Origin of the sequence: Streptomyces sp. NPDC001868 (assembly GCF_040297125.1) — a bacterium.
In the GTDB taxonomy this organism is placed as follows: domain Bacteria; phylum Actinomycetota; class Actinomycetes; order Streptomycetales; family Streptomycetaceae; genus Streptomyces.
Map to the genome: position 1 here is coordinate 1 of NZ_JBEOYO010000055.1, position 16,866 is coordinate 16,866.

Annotated in this window: 11 protein-coding genes; 8 read left to right on the forward strand and 3 right to left on the reverse strand. The window is 70.7% G+C overall.

The window, feature by feature from the left end:
* Window positions 1-163: 163 nt before the first annotated feature.
* A complete protein-coding gene (locus ABT147_RS38605) occupies window positions 164-1,051 on the reverse strand; it encodes a helix-turn-helix domain-containing protein (RefSeq protein WP_351415303.1) in 888 nt (295 codons plus the stop codon).
* Between the two features lie 137 nt (window positions 1,052-1,188).
* Between ABT147_RS38605 and tkt the strand changes: the two genes are divergently transcribed.
* From tkt to ABT147_RS38640, 7 genes are all read left to right on the forward strand, one after another.
* On the forward strand, window positions 1,189-3,240 hold the full coding sequence (gene tkt, locus ABT147_RS38610) for a transketolase (protein ID WP_351415305.1): 2,052 nt from the start codon (window positions 1,189-1,191) through the stop codon (window positions 3,238-3,240).
* 123 nt (window positions 3,241-3,363) lie between these two features.
* The gene (zwf, locus tag ABT147_RS38615) at window positions 3,364-4,893 is read left to right on the forward strand and encodes a glucose-6-phosphate dehydrogenase (protein ID WP_351415307.1); all 1,530 of its coding nucleotides are present in this window, start codon (window positions 3,364-3,366) and stop codon (window positions 4,891-4,893) included.
* Window positions 4,890-5,840: a glucose-6-phosphate dehydrogenase assembly protein OpcA gene (gene opcA / locus ABT147_RS38620; protein WP_351415310.1), complete on the forward strand. Its 951-nt coding sequence runs from the start codon at window positions 4,890-4,892 to the stop codon at window positions 5,838-5,840. The genes zwf and opcA overlap by 4 nt, the downstream gene beginning before the upstream one ends.
* Before the next feature lie 10 nt (window positions 5,841-5,850).
* Window positions 5,851-6,729, forward strand: a complete 879-nt coding sequence (gene gnd, locus ABT147_RS38625; RefSeq protein ID WP_351415385.1) for a phosphogluconate dehydrogenase (NAD(+)-dependent, decarboxylating) — start codon at window positions 5,851-5,853, stop codon at window positions 6,727-6,729.
* Window positions 6,730-7,030: 301 nt separating this feature from the next.
* Entirely contained in the window at window positions 7,031-10,024 is a 2,994-nt protein-coding gene (locus ABT147_RS38630; RefSeq protein WP_351415312.1) for a peroxidase family protein, read from the forward strand.
* Window positions 10,025-10,087: 63 nt separating this feature from the next.
* On the forward strand, window positions 10,088-11,560 hold the full coding sequence (locus tag ABT147_RS38635; RefSeq protein WP_351415315.1) for a hypothetical protein: 1,473 nt from the start codon (window positions 10,088-10,090) through the stop codon (window positions 11,558-11,560).
* A 105-nt stretch (window positions 11,561-11,665) separates the two neighbouring features.
* The gene (locus ABT147_RS38640; protein WP_351415317.1) at window positions 11,666-13,126 is read left to right on the forward strand and encodes a pentapeptide repeat-containing protein; all 1,461 of its coding nucleotides are present in this window, start codon (window positions 11,666-11,668) and stop codon (window positions 13,124-13,126) included.
* Between the two features lie 6 nt (window positions 13,127-13,132).
* On the opposite strand, the gene ABT147_RS38645 is transcribed toward ABT147_RS38640, so the two are convergent.
* Together ABT147_RS38645 and ABT147_RS38650 are read right to left on the reverse strand one after the other, a co-directional pair.
* A complete protein-coding gene (locus tag ABT147_RS38645; RefSeq protein WP_351415319.1) occupies window positions 13,133-14,923 on the reverse strand; it encodes a bifunctional sugar phosphate isomerase/epimerase/4-hydroxyphenylpyruvate dioxygenase family protein in 1,791 nt (596 codons plus the stop codon).
* Between the two features lie 113 nt (window positions 14,924-15,036).
* Window positions 15,037-15,936 carry a shikimate dehydrogenase gene (locus tag ABT147_RS38650; RefSeq protein ID WP_351415321.1) on the reverse strand — a complete coding sequence of 300 codons (900 nt, stop codon included), beginning with the start codon at window positions 15,934-15,936 and terminating at the stop codon, window positions 15,037-15,039.
* Between the two features lie 123 nt (window positions 15,937-16,059).
* Here ABT147_RS38650 and ABT147_RS38655 point away from each other — a divergent pair, with 123 nt between their 5' ends.
* Window positions 16,060-16,725 carry a TetR/AcrR family transcriptional regulator gene (locus ABT147_RS38655; RefSeq protein ID WP_351415322.1) on the forward strand — a complete coding sequence of 222 codons (666 nt, stop codon included), beginning with the start codon at window positions 16,060-16,062 and terminating at the stop codon, window positions 16,723-16,725.
* Window positions 16,726-16,866 lie beyond the last annotated feature (141 nt).

Sequence of the window (16,866 nt, forward strand, 5' to 3'; positions counted from 1 at the left end):
CACCTTCTTTATTATCACCCCTTCCCCGTGGCGTTTTTCTTTTTTTTTTTTTCTTTTTTTTTTTAAATCGCCGCCCCCCCCCCCCCCCGCGGGGGGGGGGGGCCCCCCCCCGCGGGGGGCCCCCGCCCCTCGCCGTCCAGCCCGGCGACCGCCGCGTGTCGTGTCAGCGCAGCTCCGCCCGGAACGCCACCGGCGTGGTCCCGGTGTGCAGATGGAAGAACTTGGAGAAGTTGGCCGGGTCCGGGAAGCCGACGGCCACGCCGACCCGGCCGATCGGCAGGTCCGTGTGGGCCAGCAGCCGTTTCGCCTCCAGCACGACCCGCTTGTCGATGAAACCCTTGGGCGTCTCGCCGGTCGCGGCGCGGACCGCGCGGACCAGGGTGCGGCGGGAGTAGCCGAGCGCGTCGGCGTACGCGCTGACGCTGTGGTTGGCGGCGAAGCCCCGCTCGACGGCGTCCCGGAACCGGCTGAAGGTGGTGTCGTCGGGCCGGCGCTCCGCCTCGGCCGCGCCGGCGGCGAGATGGGCGAGGCGCAACAGGAAGGCCGTCAGGGAGTGCCTCAGCACGGCGGTGTGGAGGCTGAGCGGCAGCGTGGCGGTGTCGACGTACTCGCGTGCGAGCTGGGCCAACGCGTCGCGCAGGCCCGCCAGTTGGGCCGGATCCGGGCGGAGCAGCGGCGGCAGGTCGTAGCGGTAGAGGCCGGTCGCCTCGACGGTCGCGCGGGGCAGGAAGCCCGGTTGCATGGTGAGGACGGTACCGAGGTACTCGGTCGCGCGTGAGAAGCGATGCACCTGCCCCGGGCGGATCCACAGCAGTTCGCCCGCGCCCACCTCGTACTCGGTGAAGTCGATCATGTGGCGCACCGGGCCGCCGTCGAACAGCATCACGACGTGGAAGTCGATGCGGTGGACCCCGTCCAGGGGTATGTCCGCCTGCCAGGGCCCGCGATCGTCCATCGGGCCGACCTGCATACCGACACCGGAGAGGCTGCGGTCCACGGGGAACGGGAAGGTCTTGATCCGGTCGCCGTCCGGGAAGTCTCTGTCCGTCATGTCCTCGCCGCCGCGTCGTGTCCGTGTCCCAGTTTCACCGAAGGCTGGCACACCACGACCTGGCCCGACAAAAGTCAGACTTTTACTTTTGAAGACGCCAGACTGAATCCGCCGTCTCCATCGAGGACTTCTTGAAGATGAACTGGACAGAACTCGACCGGCGCGCCGTCGACACCGCCCGACTGCTGGCCGCCGACGCCGTGCAGAAAGTCGGCAACGGCCATCCGGGAACGGCGATGAGCCTCGCGCCCGCCGCGTACACGCTCTTTCAGAAGGTGATGCGTCACGATCCCGCCGACCCCGAGTGGACCGGCCGCGACCGCTTCGTCCTCTCCCCCGGCCACACCTCGCTGACCCTCTACACGCAGCTCTATCTCGCCGGGTACGAGCTGGAGCTGGACGATCTGAAGGCGTTCCGGACGCACGGTTCGAAGACACCGGGCCACCCCGAGTACGGGCACACGGCCGGTGTGGAGACCACCACCGGTCCGCTGGGCCAGGGTGTCGCCAACGCCGTCGGCATGGCGATGGCCGCCCGCTACGAGCGCGGTCTGTTCGACCCGGAGGCCGCGGAGGGCCGGTCCCCGTTCGACCACACCGTCTGGGCGATCGTCTCCGACGGCGATCTGGAGGAGGGCATCTCCGCCGAGGCCTCGTCGCTGGCGGGCCATCAGAAGCTCGGCAACCTGGTCTTCCTGTACGACGACAACCACATCTCCATCGAGGGCGACACGGCCACCGCGTTCTCCGAGGACGTGCTGAAGCGGTACGAGGCGTACGGCTGGCATGTGCAGCGGATCGAACCCGCGTTCAACGGCAACGTCGATGTGCACGCCCTGTACGACGCGCTGCTGGCCGCGCGGGAGGAGACCTCACGCCCCTCGATCATCGCGATGCGCACGATCATCGCCTGGCCGGCCCCGAACGCGCAGAACACCGAGGCCGCGCACGGCTCGGCGCTGGGCGAGGACGAGGTCGCGGCCACCAAGCGGGTCCTGGGCTTCGACCCGGACAGGACCTTCGACGTCGCCGACGACGTGCTCGCGCACACCCGCCGGGCGCTCGACCGGGGCGCCGAGGCGCACGCCGCCTGGGACAGGCGGATCGACGAGTGGCGCGCCGCCTCCCCCGAACGGGCCGGGCTCTTCGACCGGGTGGTCGCGGGCCGGCTGCCCGAGGGCTGGGAGGAGGCGCTGCCCGTGTTCGAGGAGGGCGCGTCGGTGGCGACCCGGGCGGCGTCCGGCAAGGTGCTCCAGGCGCTGGGCGCGGTGATACCCGAGCTGTGGGGCGGCTCCGCCGACCTCGCCGGTTCGAACAACACCACCATCGACAGGACGTCGTCCTTCCTCCCGGCGGGCAATCCGCTCCCGGAGGCCGACCCGTACGGCCGCACCGTCCACTTCGGCATCCGCGAGCACTCCATGGCCGCCGAGATGAACGGCATCGCGCTGCACGGCAACACCCGTATCTACGGCGGCACGTTCCTGGTGTTCTCCGACTACATGCGCAACGCCGTCCGGCTGTCCGCGCTGATGCAGCTCCCGGTGACGTATGTCTGGACGCACGACTCCATCGGTCTCGGCGAGGACGGCCCCACCCATCAGCCGGTGGAACACCTGGCCTCCCTGCGGGCCATACCCGGGCTGAACCTCGTCCGCCCGGCCGACGCCAACGAGACGGCGGTCGCCTGGGCGGAGATCCTGAAGCGGCACGCCACGAACCCGGCCCCGCACGGGCTGGCCCTCACCCGCCAGGGCGTGCCGACGTACGCGCCCAACTCCGGGGCCGCGAAGGGTGGTTACGTCCTGCGGGAGTCCTCGACCGCGACTCCGGACGTGATCCTGATCGCCACCGGCTCCGAGGTGCAGCTCGCCGTCGCCGCGCGGGAGCGCCTGGAGGCCGGGGGGACCGGGACGCGGGTGGTTTCGATGCCGTCGGTGGAGTGGTTCGAGGAACAGCCGCGCGCATACCGCGAGAGCGTGCTGCCGCCGTCCGTGCGGGCCCGCGTGGCGGTCGAGGCGGGGATCGGTCTGACCTGGTACCGCTACGTCGGTGACCACGGCCGCATCGTCTCCCTCGAACACTTCGGCGCCTCCGCCGATGCCAGGACCCTGTTCGCCGCGTACGGCTTCACCCCCGAGAACGTCGTCGCCGCCGCCGAGGAATCACTCCTCTCCGTACGCGGCTGACACGAGCGCCTGAAGGAAGATGATCACCGTGACCACCGAAGCGACCACGGCAGGACCCGCTGGATGTGCCGGACGTGCCGGACGTGAGGGCGAAGCCTCGAACAGCGAAGGAGTTGATGGGGAATGACCGCCGAGTGGCTCAACCCGCTCCGGGACGCGGGCGACCGCCGGCTCCCGAAGATCGCGGGCCCGTCCGGGCTCGTCATCTTCGGGGTGACCGGTGACCTGTCCCGCAAGAAGCTGATGCCGGCCGTGTACGACCTGGCCAACCGGGGTCTGCTGCCGCCGGGTTTCTCGCTGGTGGGGTTCGCGCGCCGGGACTGGGAGGACGAGGACTTCGCGCAGATCGTGCACGACGCGGTCCGCGAGCACGCCCGCACCGAGTTCCGTGAGGAGGTCTGGCAGCAGCTCGCCGAGGGGATGCGGTTCATCCCGGGCGACTTCGGCGACGACGCGGCGTTCGAGCGGCTCCGCGAGGCCGTCGAGGAACTGGACGGCTCCCGGGGCACGGGCGGCAACTTCGCGTTCTATCTCTCCGTGCCGCCCTCGATGTTCCCGAAGGTCGTCAAGCAGCTCAAGAAGCACGGGCTCGCCCATCCGCCCGAGGGGTCCTGGCGGCGCGCGGTCATCGAGAAGCCGTTCGGCCACGACCTGGCCAGCGCCCGCGAGCTGAACGCGGTCCTGCACGACGTGTTCGACCCCGAGCAGGTCTTCCGCATCGACCACTACCTCGGCAAGGAGACCGTCCAGAACATCCTGGCGCTCCGCTTCGCCAACCAGATGTACGAGCCCATCTGGAACCGGTCCTTCGTCGACCACGTCCAGATCACGATGGCCGAGGACATCGGCATCGGCGGCCGGGCCGGGTACTACGACGGGATCGGCTCGGCCCGTGACGTCATCCAGAACCACCTGCTCCAACTGCTGGCCCTGACCGCCATGGAGGAACCGGCGGCGTTCGACGCGGAGTCGCTGCTGACGGAGAAGCTGAAGGCGCTCAAGGCCGTGCGGCTGCCGGACGATCTGGGCCTGCACACCGTGCGCGGCCAGTACGCGGGCGGCTGGCAGGGCGGCGAGCAGGTGCTCGGCTATCTGGAGGAGGAGGGCATCGACCGTTCCTCGACGACGGACACGTACGCGGCGGTCAAGGTGGGCATCGACAACCGCCGCTGGGCGGGCGTCCCCTTCTATCTGCGGACGGGCAAGCGCCTGGGCCGCCGGGTCACCGAGATCGCGGTCGTCTTCCAGCGCGCCCCGCACTCCCCGTTCGACTCCACCGCCACCGAGGAACTGGGCCAGAACGCGATCGTCATCCGGGTGCAACCGGACGAGGGGATGACCGTCCGCTTCGGTTCGAAGGTGCCGGGTACCTCGATGGAGATCCGGGACGTCACCATGGACTTCGCGTACGGCGAGTCGTTCACGGAGTCCAGCCCGGAGGCGTACGAACGGCTGATCCTGGATGTGCTGCTCGGCGACGCCAACCTCTTCCCCCGCCATCAGGAGGTGGAGGAGTCCTGGAAGATCCTCGACCCGATCGAGGAGTACTGGGCCAAGCACGGCAGGCCCGCGCAGTACGCCTCGGGCGGTTGGGGACCCGAGGAAGCGGACGAGATGCTCGCACGAGACGGACGGAGCTGGCGCAGGCCATGAAGATCGACCTGAGCGACACCACGGCAAGCAAGATCAACAAGGCCCTGGTGCAGGGCCGCCGGGCCATCGGCACACCCGCCGTGGGCATGGTCCTCACGATGGTGATCGTGACGGACGAGGAGAACGCCTACGACTCGATCAAGGCGGCCGAGGAAGCCTCGCACGAGCACCCCTCACGCACCCTGGTCGTCATCAAGCGGCACGCCCGCACCCCGAAGGACCGCACCAAGTCGCACCTGGACGCCGAGGTACGCGTCGGCGCCGACGCGGGCACCGGCGAGACGGTCGTCCTGCGGACGTACGGCGAGGTGTCCGACCACGCAGACTCCGTGGTCCTGCCGCTGCTGCTGCCGGACGCGCCGGTGGTCGTCTGGTGGCCGGTGGACGCGCCGGAGAACCCGGCGAAGGACCCGCTGGGCGCGCTCGCGCAGCGCCGGATCACCGACATGTACGCCGTGGAGTCCCCGCTCGCCGCGCTCGAACAGCGGAGCGCCTCCTACACCCCCGGGGACACCGACCTCGCGTGGACCCGGCTGACGCCGTGGCGTTCGATGCTGGCGGCCGCCCTCGACCAGGCCAAGGAGACCATCACCTCGGCCGCCGTGGAGAGCGAGGCCGACAACCCGAGCGCCGAGCTGCTGGCCCGCTGGCTGGAGGCCCGTCTCGGTGTCTCCGTCGAGCGCGTCCTGACCGCCGGGCCGGTCGTGACGGGGGTGCGCCTCGGCACCGCGAAGGGCGATGTCGTCATCGACCGCCCAGAGGGCCCGCTCGCCACGCTCACCCTGCCGGGCCAGCCGTCCCGCACCCTCGCCCTGAAGGTGCGCGCCACCTCGGAGCTGATCGCCGAGGAACTGCGGCGCCTGGACGCCGACGAGATGTACGCGGTCGCCCTGCGCGGCGGCGACCGGCCTGCCCCTGCCTCTGACGCACAGAAGGAAGCGCACTGACATGACAGCGATGCAGCTGGGCCTGATCGGTCTCGGCAAGATGGGCGGCAACATGCGCGAGCGGATCCGCCGCGCCGGCCACACCGTCGTCGGCTACGACCGTAACCCCGATGTCTCCGACGTGGGCAGCCTGGCCGAACTGGTCGAGGGCCTCGACGCGCCGCGTACGGTCTGGGTGATGGTCCCCGCGGGCGGTGCCACCCAGTCCGTGGTCGACGAACTCGGGGGGCTGCTCTCGCCCGGCGACACCGTCGTCGACGGCGGCAACTCCCGCTGGACGGACGACGAGAAGCACGCGGCCGAGCTGGGCGCGAAGGGCATCGGCTTCGTCGACGCCGGTGTCTCCGGTGGCGTGTGGGGCCTGGAGAACGGCTACGCCCTGATGGTCGGCGGCGACAAGGAGCATGTCGAGCGGCTCCAGCCGATCTTCGAGGCGCTCAAGCCGGAGGGGCCGTACGGCTATGTCCACGCCGGCAAGGTCGGTGCGGGGCACTTCTCCAAGATGGTTCACAACGGCATCGAGTACGCCATGATGCAGGCGTACGCCGAGGGCTGGGAGCTGCTGGAGAAGGTCGAGTCGGTCGACAGCGTCCGCGAGGTGTTCCGGTCCTGGCAGGACGGCACCGTCATCCGCTCCTGGCTGCTCGACCTGGCGGTGAACGCGCTCGACCAGGACGAGCACCTGGACAAGCTGCGCGGCTACGCCGAGGACTCGGGTGAGGGCCGCTGGACGGTGGAGGCCGCGATCGACCACGCGGTGCCGCTCCCGGCGATCACCGCGTCCCTGTTCACCCGGTTCGCCTCCCGGCAGGACGACTCGCCGCAGATGAAGATGATCGCGGCGCTGCGGAACCAGTTCGGCGGACACGCGGTGGAATCGACGAAGTAGGCGGCGCGGGTGTCTGGGGGCTGCCGCCCCCAGACACCCGCCGGGGGTGAGGGGTGCCTTCTGTTCATGGCTCCCCGCGGCCGCTTCGTGGCTTGTCGCGCGGTTCCCCGCGCCCCTTCGGGGGCGCCCGCGACATGACGCAATGTGATATTCACCCGCATTATCGTCAGATGTGTACATGGCGTGAACTGTCGCTGTGGCCGGAACCCTTCCGCCGGTAGCGTGCGGCCCCTGTCCCGTATGCAGCGCGTGCGCATGAGTGCGTGTGCGTACGCAGCGCGTCCGTCAGGGGGAAACGGCGATGGCCGAGACAGGGCAGCACGGTCAGCGGTACGAACGGTACGACGGGGGCAGCCCCGAGGCCGAGCGGCTCGTGTTCGAGCGGTTGGCGCGGGAGCTGATGGAGGTCCAGGTCAGGAACCGGCGGGCCGGGGGCGGTGACATCGCGCGGGCGTTCCACGCGAAGGCTCCGCTGGGCGTGGAGAACGCGCGGCTGCGGTTCCACGACGATCTGCCGGTGGCGCTGCGGGTGGGCTTCGCGCGGCCGGGGGCCGACTATCCGGCGGTGGTCCGGCTGTCCAACGCGAGCGGTATCCGGCAGGGCGACGGCTCGCCGGACCTGCGGGGCGCGGCGGTGCGGGTGCGGGTGGCGGAGGGCGTGAGCCATGACCTGCTGGCCACCAGCTATCCGGTGTCGCACGCGCGTGACGCGCGGGAGTTCGTGGCGTTCGCCAAAGCCATGGCGGGGGCGCGGAGTCCGCTGCGGAAGGCGTTCGGGCTGTTCGTGAAGCTGCCGTTGGCGGTGGGGCTCGGGACGGCGACGCGGATGCGGCGCAATGTGCGGGCGGCCACCCGACGGACCGTCAACTCCCTAGCCAATGAGACGTATTGGAGCCGTGGCGCCATCCTGTGGGGCGAGGCAGGGCCCGTCCGCTATCTGCTGCGGCCCGCGCCCGGCACACCGACGGCGGCCGAACCCGACCGCCGGGACCCCGACTTTCTCCACCGTGAGCTGGCGCGACGGCTCGGGCAGGCGGACATCGCGTTCGACCTGTGTGTGCAGCGCTACGTGGACGAGCGGCGCACACCGATCGAGGACGCGTCGGTGGAGTGGAAGGACGCGGTGGCACCGGCGGTGCCGATCGCCCGGCTCACCGTTCCGGCGCAGGACCTGGACGGCGCCGAGGCACGGGCGGCGGCACGGCGCGTCGAGGAGCTGACCTTCAACCCCTGGTACACGACGGATGATTTCCGGCCATTGGGCAATATCAACCGGGCGCGGAAGGCGGGGTACCGGTCAAGCGGCGCACACCGTCTCGGGCTGCGCTTCGTCACCCCGGAGCCCTTGCGCAACAGACTGCTCGCCCGCCCCGTGGGTGCCGTCCTCGGGCTGCTGAACCGTGTCGTGCCGTGGCACCGGCTGCCGTTGTCGCTGAGCCTGCTGAACCTGATGTTCCTGCGGAAGGTGCTGCGCCGGCTGAACCTGATCGACACCGAGGTGCGCGAGGCCCCGCCCAAGGCCCAGCCCGCGCCGGAGCCGGTCCCGGAGCGGCTGCGCACGGAACGGTCGTACGACGGGACGTACAACGATCTGTCGGATCCGGCGATGGGCGCGGTGGGCGCCGCCTTCGGCCGGAACCTGAAGCCGGACTACCGGCCGGACACCTTCGACACCCCGAACCCGGTCACGGTCAGCAGGCAGCTGCTGTACCGGGAGAGCTTCGTGCCGGCGACTTCGCTCAATGTGCTGGCGGCGGCGTGGATCCAGTTCCAGGTGCACGACTGGGTCAACCACCGGCGGTACAGGACCGGTGACCGCAGTGTGGAGGTGCCACTGCCGCCCGGCTTCGACGGCGGCTGGCAGAACGTGCCGGGCGGGCCGACGGAGCGGGTGATGCGGTTCGCGGAGAACGAGGGCGTCGAAGTGCCCGGCCGCCCGCCGATCCTGTTCGCCAACTCCGCCTCGCACTGGTGGGACGGCTCCGAGGTGTACGGCGAGAACGAGAAGACCGCGCGCTTTCTGCGCGAGCCGGGCGGCGGCGCGAAACTCCGCCTGGAGGACGGCCACTTGCCGGGCAGCCCGAACGGCATCCCGCTCACCGGGTTCAACGAGAGCTGGTGGATGGGGCTCAGCTCGCTGCACACACTGTTCGCGCGGGAGCACAACGCCGTGTGCGACGCGCTGCGCGCCGAGTACCCGTCGATGAGCGAGGAGAGGATCTACCACACGGCCCGGCTCGTGGTGTCCGCGCTGATCGCGAAGATCCACACCGTGGAGTGGACCCCGGCGATCCTCGCCACCGAGGCGATCGATCTCGCGCTGCGCACCAACTGGTCGGGCCCGCCCAGGAAATGGCTCAACCAGCTGGGCCTGTGGCTGTTCGAGGCGCACTCGCTGACCGGCATCCCGAAGACGCTCCCGGACCACCACGCGGCGCCGTACTCGCTGACCGAGGACTTCACGACCGTCTACCGCATGCATCCGCTGATCCCGGACGACTACGAGCTGCGGGAGCACCAGTTCGGGCGGCGGCTGGAGACCGTGGGGTTCATGGACATCCAGGGCGGGGCCGCCGAGGCGCAGATCCGCAAGACGGGGCTCGCGAACGCGCTGTACTCGTTCGGTATCGCCCACCCCGGCGCGATCACGCTGCACAACTTCCCGCGCTCGCTGCAACGCTTCGAGCGCGACGGGGAGATCGTCGACCTGTCGGTCGTCGACCTCGTCCGGACCCGCAGGCGGGGCGTGCCGCGCTACAACGACTTCCGGGCCGGGCTGCACCGGGGGCGGATCCGTTCCTTCGAGGAGCTGACCGAGAACCCCGAGACACTGGCGCGGCTGAAGGACGTCTACCGGGACGTCGACGAGATCGACACGGTGGTCGGACTGTTCGCGGAGAACCCGCCGGAGGGCTTCGGGTTCAGCGACACCGCGTTCCGCGTCTTCATCCTGATGGCCAGCCGGCGCCTGCAGAGCGACCGGTTCCTGACCGTCGACTACCGGCCGGAGGTCTACACCCCGCTCGGCATCGACTGGGTCGAGAAGGGCGGCATGAACTCCGTCGTCCTGCGCCACTGCCCGGAGCTGGCACCGCTCCTGCCGCGCGACGCGAGCGCGTTCGCGCCGTGGCGGACGGTACGCGAGACCGGCAACGGCGGCACCGGTACCGGCAACGGGGGCGGCGGGGGCACCGGTGCCGGCAGCGGGGGCGCGGGCGACGGCGGTACGGACACCAGCCGTCCGAACGACAGCGGCACGAGCAACAGCCGTACGAGCGACGGCGGTTCACCATGACGCCGTGACACACGACCCGGGGTGTGGCATGCCCCGGGTCCGAACGACAACGGGGGAAAGCGCATGACGTTCACCGACAACCAGTCCGAGCTGCCCGGAGGCGGGGACCTGTCCGCGGCGGTCGGAGCCGGCGAGCACCTGGCGGTGCAGGAGCCGCCGGGCATCGCCGGTGCCACCACCCACCCGGGGCTCGCCGATCTCTTCGGGCGCCCACTGCTGCGGACCGTGTGGCGGCGCCGTACGCACCGGGTGAGCCGGGGCGCCAAGGTGTCCGCCGGGACCATGACCTACACGTCCCGCAACCCGGTGCAGCCGCTCTCCGAGCTGGAGGAGGCGGTGCTGATCGCGATCACCGGCACCACGGGGCTCACCATGCCCGACCGGCCCTTCGAGGACCCGGACAACGGCACACCCATCATGTCCAAGCCCAACCTGACGATGGCGGGCCGCACCGCCGGAAGCCCGGACAACGCCCAGGGCACCCACTTCTTCCTGGTCAACGACTCGGGCACGTACTTCCTGCGCAGGCTGCCGCCCGCGCCGGACGAGCCGTTCGACGCCGAGACCCTGGTGGCCCGGGCGCGCCGGGCGAAGGTGAAGGTCCTGGACCACCGCCTCGACGTCGCGCCGGGCAAGCGGGACTTCCCGGCGTACCTGGACTCGAACCGCTTCCTGTCCAACCTCCCCGGAACGACCTTGCTGTTCCCGGTAGTTGACCTCTCCCACCAGTACGTGAACGCGCTGATGTATCTGCTCACGCAGCCGGACGGCGCCCGCCCCACCCTCGTGGACGACCGCAACTTCTACCGTCCCGCCGGGGTCAAGAAGTGGGTGAAGAGCGGCTTCCTGAACGGGGATCTGAAGCTGCCCCTCGGCGCGCTCGGCCCGATGCGCGCCCAGATCGAGGCGGACCTGCTGCTGCAGAACCTGATGCTCACGGCCGAGGCCATGGGGCTCGGCGCCTGGATCCACGCCACCATCAACCCGCAGATCGCCCTCGGCGACCCGAAGTTCTCCCGGGCGTACGGCAGGATGCTCGGCTTCGACTTCGTCACCCCGCGCTGGCGCCCCGCCGACATCTGGCGCTGGCACATCCCGCTGCCGAAGTACGCCCAGGTGCGCTCGCACCCGGTCCGGCTCCCCTCCCCCGACGGCGGCGCCCCGCTGATCGCCGCCGCCTGCCCGCCGATGTTCGGGAGCATGTCGGAGGCCGTGGAGACGATCGTCCAGGAGAAGTTCGGCCGCAACGGCGTCTACACCGACCGGGACGTCTTCGCCCGGATCTACCGGGAGGACTACGGGCAGCGCTATCTCACCGAGGCCAGCGAGTACGAGGAGCGGGTGATCGACTGCGCCCGTGACATCTGCGAGTACATCCTCCGCACCCACGGCCGCTTCCCGGCCCACACGGACGCCATCCATGTCCCGGGCGTGTGGCTCCAGGTCCATCACGTGGAGAACGAGTACTACGAGCGGTTCTTCACGAACGGTCTCACGGACGCGCACCGGGCCCACGACGAGGCCTGGGCCCACTAGCCGGCCGGGCGGGTCGACCAGACGTGGACCGGGATCCGGCCGCCGGGGCGCGGCCGGATCCCGGTTGTTGACAGCTACAAGCGTTTCGGGTGAGAGTCCCGAGTGATGATGATCAACGATCTGACGGCGGCCGAACGACGGGTGTGGGAGGCCTTTCCGCTGGGCGCGGCGGTGGACTTCACGACCGCCGAGGACGACGCCACCACCGACGGCGCCGGGTGGGGCCCCGAGCGGACCGTACGGGCGCGGGTGCTGCGGGCGTTGCTGCTCACCGCGCCCCAGGCGGAGGGCGAGATCGCCGCACTCAAGATCTCGGGCGCGTGGATCACCGGCGGACTGGATCTGAAGTACGCGACGGTGGACAGCGTCGTCCGGCTGAGCGCGTGCCACTTCGACGAGGTCCCCGACTTCTCGGGCGCGCAGTTCACCTACGTCAATCTGACCAAGTCGGTGCTGCCCGGACTGCGTTCGGCCCGGATGCGGGTCGACGGGGGGCTGCGGTTGACGGAGTGCCGGTTCCGGGGGCCGGTGAAGCTCACCGGGGCGCAGATCTCCGGGACCCTCTTCATGGAGCGGGCCGAGTTCACCGCGCCGGACAACGAGCCCGCGCTACGGCTCAATCAGGCCGAGATCGGTGAGGAGTTGTGCGCTCCCGGCCTGCGCGCGGACGGCGAGGTCCAGCTCGGCGGCGCGCATGTCGCCGGCGCGGTCGACCTGAAACGCGCACGCCTGCACCGGCCGGGCGGCATCGCCCTCGGCGCGTCGGCACTCGCCACCGAGTCCGATGTCGTGCTGCGGCACGCCGACGTACGCGGCCGGGTCGAGCTGCGCGGTGCCCGGGTGGGCGGCTGGCTGGACCTGTCGTACGCCCGGCTGTCGAACCCCGGGGGTACGGCGCTGCGCGTGAGCAGCTCCGTCATCAGTGAACTGTGGCTGCGCAAAGGCCCGGCGGTGGAGGGCGTCCTCAATCTGCGCCGCGCCCAGATAGAGGTGCTGTTCGTGGAGCCGGACATGCTGCCGGAGCAGGTCCTTCTGAACAGCCTCACCTACACCTCCCTCATCCCGCACGAGCCCGCCCAGCGACGGCTCCCCATGCTGGAGAGCGACGGCGAGACGTATCTGCCGTACTCCTACGAGCAGTTGACCACCGCCTACCGCAGGATCGGCGACGAGGACGCGGCGCGGCGGGTCCAGCTCGCCAAGCAGCGCCGCCATCGCGCCACGCTCAGCTGGTACGGGCGGCTCTGGGGCTATGCCCAGGACGCCACCGTCGGCTACGGCTTCCGCCCCCTGCGCGCGGCCGTCTGGCTGCTGTCGTTGATGGCGGTGGGCTCGGTGGCGTACAAGGTGCACCCGCCGAGCCCCCTCAAGGCGGACGAGGCCCCGGACTTCAACCCGGTCTTCTACACCCTCGACCTGCTCCTCCCGATCATCGACTTCGGGCAGGAGCGGGCCTACGCGCCCGACGACTGGTCGCAGTGGCTGTCGTACGTGCTCGTCATCACCGGCTGGATCCTGGCGACGACGGTCGTCACGGGTGTGACGCGTACGGTCAGCCGCCAGTGACCTCCCTCACCTGCCCGGCCGTTGGACATGCTGGGCGGCCAGCCGCACCGGCGCGTTCTGTGCGCCGTAGCCCTTGTACCCGCCGTCCCGCTGGACGAGTTCGAAGAAGACGCGGCCGACCGTCTCGGTGTAGCAGTGGCGGAACTCGCCGTCCTCGTCACGGTCGTAGAGGACACCGAGTTCGCGGTACGTCTCCAGCTCGCCCTCGGCGAACTCGAACCGTGCGGCCAGGTCGTCGTAGTAGTTCGCGGGGACGGCGAGCAGCCGGCCCCCGGCCGTACGGTAGGCACGGGCCGCGGCGACGACGTCGTCCGTGGTGAGGGCGAGGTGCTGGGCGCGCGCGGTGTCGTCGGTCGGGGCGGGGCCGACGCTGAGGGCGATCCGGACGCTGCCGTCCGCGTTGGTCACCGGCCGGCTGCGGAACAGCCCGTAGGGGTCGGCGACGTCGACGCTCTCGCAGGCGTGCAGGCCGAGGACGGTGCGGTGGAAGAGGGCCGCCTCGTCGAACTGGTGCCAGGGCTGGGTCAGCGCGAGGTGGTCGACGCGGTGGACGTGGCCCGCGGCCTCCGGGTGCGCGACGGGCCGGAAGTCCGCGGTCCAGCTGGGGAGTTCGGGTCGGTCCGTCGCGCAGAAGAAGAGTTCCGTGCCGTCGGGCGCGGCCACCGCGTCCAGCGGTGCGTCCTCGGCGGCCCGGCGGCGCGGCAGCACCGGGGCGAGCAGGGCCTCGGCGCGGCGGGCGGCGCCGGCGGGGTCCGGTGACTCCAGCCCGATCGCGGCGAGCTGGGTGCCGTCGCGCCGCGCGGCCGGGCCGGTGTTGACCAGTACCCGCGCCTCGCCCTGCTGCCAGAGGTCCACCGGCTTGCTGCGGTGCCGGGCGGTCCGGGCGAAGCCGAGCGCGCCGAGCAGCGCGCCCACCGGTTCCGCGTCGGGTGTGACCAGTTCGGCGAAGGCGACACCCGTGGGCACCACCCGCTCCGGCAGCGCGGCGATACCGGCCGACTCCTGGAGCATCAGCAGCGAGCGGTGGGCGTCCACGGCGGTGGGGCCCGCCTCGGCCTGCCGGAAGACGTCGTTGAACACCTCCAGCGACAGCGGCCCGTCGTATCCGGCGGCCATGACGTGCTTGACCAGCCCCGTGACATCGAAGCCGCCCTGCCCCGGGAAGCACCGGTAGTGGCGGCTCCACTGCAGCACGTCCATCGCCATCAGCGGCGCGTCGGCGAGCTGGAGGAAGAAGATCTTGTCACCGGGGATGTCCTCGATGCCCTTGGGATCGGAGCCCCGGGCCAGGATGTGGAAGCTGTCCAGACAGGTCCCGAGCGCCGGGTGGTCGGCGGCCTCCACGATGCGCCACGCATGGTCGTACGTACTGACGTGCCGCCCCCAGGCCAGCGCCTCGTACGCGACCCGAATGCCGAACTCCTGTGCCAGCTCGGCAAGTTGGCGCAGGTGATACGCGGCGAGCGCGTCGTCGTCCTCGGCGAGCGGATGCACGCTGGAGCAGACGAGCACCGTGTCGCAGCCGAGCCGCGCCATCACCTCGAACTTGTGCCGGGCCCGCCGCAGATTCCGGTCGAACACCTCCGCCGGCACGGCCTCGATGTCCCGCATCGGCTGATAGAGATCGACACTCAGCCCGAGATCCGCGCAGCGGGCCCTGATCTCCTCGGGCGTGAGCGGACTGGCCAACAGATCGTTCTCGAAGATCTCCACCCCGTCGAACCCGGCCCGCGAGGCAGCGGTGAGCTTCTCGGTGAGGGACCCGCTGAGGGAGACGGTGGCGATGGACGTACGCATGGGGAACTCCTTAGAACGAGGGTCGCGCCCCGCCCCTCAAGGGGCGCGGGGAACTGCGCGACCAGCCACGGACTACCCGCAGCCGACATCCGGCCGCCCAGCCCGAACGGCGCTTAGTTACGGACACCCGCGACCCCGGCCAACTCACCGATGTCGGCCAACATCCGCGAAGCGTCGGGCTCACGCCCGGTGAACAACCGAAACGCGTCGACGGCCTGGAAAACCGCCATCCCTCCCCCATCGAGCGTGGCGCAGCCAACCCCCCGGGCCGCCCGCAACAGCTCCGTCTCCAGCGGCCGGTACACCACCTCCGCCACCCACAGCCCGGGCCGCAGCAACTCCGCCGCGAACGGCAGCCCGGGATGCGCGGCCATCCCGGTGGGCGTCGCGTGCACGACCCCGTCGGCCGCCCCCAGCAGCGCCGGCAGCGCGTCCGGTGTCGCCGCGGCGGCCCGGCCGGGGCCGAAGTGCCGGTTGAGGGAGGTGGCGAGGTCGGTGGCCCGGTCGGGCATCGCGTCGACGACGGTGACATGCTCCGCTCCGAGGGTGAGCGTGGCGTGGGCGACGGCCGCGCCCGCGCCTCCGGCGCCCAGCTGCACCACCTTCTCCAGCGGGGCGTCGGGCAGGCCGCGGGCGAAGGACGCGGCGAACCCGGTGACGTCCGTGTTGTGGCCGACGGCGCGGCCGTCCTCGAAGACGACGGTGTTGACCGCGCCGAGCGCGGCGGCCTGCGGGGCGAGCCCGTCGAGGTGCTCGATCACGAGCTGCTTGCACGGGTGGGTGATGTTCAGCCCGTCGAAGCCCAGGTCACGGGCGGCCCGCACCAGGTCGCCGACCGCCTCCGGCCCGACGCCGAGGTCGTCGATGTCGATCAGCCGGTACACATAGCGCAGCCCCTGCCGGTCGGCCTCCCGCTCATGCAGGGCGGGGCTGAGGGAGGGGCCGATTCCGGAGCCGATGAGACCGACGAGATACGAGTCCCGTGCGGAGACGGGGTTCGAGACCTTGGGCACGGCGGGGCCTCCTGAGCGGCTCACTAATGTACGAACTAGTACGTTAGTCATAGCAGCCGAGATCAGGGATGGGAAGACCTCTTCTACAATCGCGGACACTGGCCCCTTGCCCGAAGGAACGCGATGACCAGCGTCGAAGAACCGGCACGACCGAACGGGCGCCTCCGTGACGCCGCCCGCACCAAGGCCGAGATCCTCGACGTCGCGACCAAGGAGTTCGCCCGCAGCGGGTTCGCCGGTGCCCGGGTCGACGAGATCGCCGCCCGGACCCGCACCACGAAGCGGATGATCTACTACTACTTCGGCGGCAAGGAGCAGCTGTTCACCGCAGTGCTGGAGCGGGCGTACTCCGTGATCCGGCAGACGGAGCAGGAGCTGGACGTCGAGCATCTGGACCCGGTCGCGGCCATCCGGCGGCTCGCCGAGGTGACGTTCGACCACCATGAGGCGCACCCCGACTTCATCCGTCTGGTGAGCATCGAGAACATCCACGAGGCCGAGCACATCGCCTCCTCCGAGATGCTCGGCAGGATCGGCTCGCCCGCGCTGGACGTGATCCGCCGGATCCTGGAGTCGGGCCAGAAGTCGGGCCTGTTCACGGCCGATGTCGACGCGGTCGACCTGCACGCGATGATCAGCGCCTTCTGCTTCTTCCGCGTCGCCAACCGGCACACCTTCGGCGCCCTCTTCGGCCGCGACCTGATCGACCCCGGCCGGCGCGACCACTACCGCCAGATGCTCGGCGACCTGGTGATCGCCTACCTGACGGCGGACCGCGCGACGGACTGAGGCCGCTCACCTCAGGGGCAAGATCCTTCGACCTGACCTCTTGACACTCGGGAAACGTCGGCGCAACATCCGTAGCCAACCGCTACTAACTATCCAGTGCGTTAATTAGCCGGGCAGCACCCGGCGCGGCCGCCCCGCCAC

Excerpts from the sequence above, each read along its gene's own strand:
- zwf (WP_351415307.1), top strand. The coding sequence starts at position 3,364 with ATGACCGCCGAGTGGCTCAACCCGCTCCGGGACGCGGGCGACCGCCGG.
- opcA (WP_351415310.1), top strand. The coding sequence starts at position 4,890 with ATGAAGATCGACCTGAGCGACACCACGGCAAGCAAGATCAACAAGGCC.
- ABT147_RS38605 (WP_351415303.1), bottom strand. The coding sequence starts at position 1,051 with ATGACGGACAGAGACTTCCCGGACGGCGACCGGATCAAGACCTTCCCG.
- gnd (WP_351415385.1), top strand. The coding sequence starts at position 5,851 with ATGCAGCTGGGCCTGATCGGTCTCGGCAAGATGGGCGGCAACATGCGC.
- ABT147_RS38635 (WP_351415315.1), top strand. The coding sequence starts at position 10,088 with ATGACGTTCACCGACAACCAGTCCGAGCTGCCCGGAGGCGGGGACCTG.
- ABT147_RS38640 (WP_351415317.1), top strand. The coding sequence starts at position 11,666 with ATGATGATCAACGATCTGACGGCGGCCGAACGACGGGTGTGGGAGGCC.
- ABT147_RS38645 (WP_351415319.1), bottom strand. The coding sequence starts at position 14,923 with ATGCGTACGTCCATCGCCACCGTCTCCCTCAGCGGGTCCCTCACCGAG.
- tkt (WP_351415305.1), top strand. The coding sequence starts at position 1,189 with ATGAACTGGACAGAACTCGACCGGCGCGCCGTCGACACCGCCCGACTG.
- ABT147_RS38655 (WP_351415322.1), top strand. The coding sequence starts at position 16,060 with ATGACCAGCGTCGAAGAACCGGCACGACCGAACGGGCGCCTCCGTGAC.
- ABT147_RS38630 (WP_351415312.1), top strand. The coding sequence starts at position 7,031 with ATGGCCGAGACAGGGCAGCACGGTCAGCGGTACGAACGGTACGACGGG.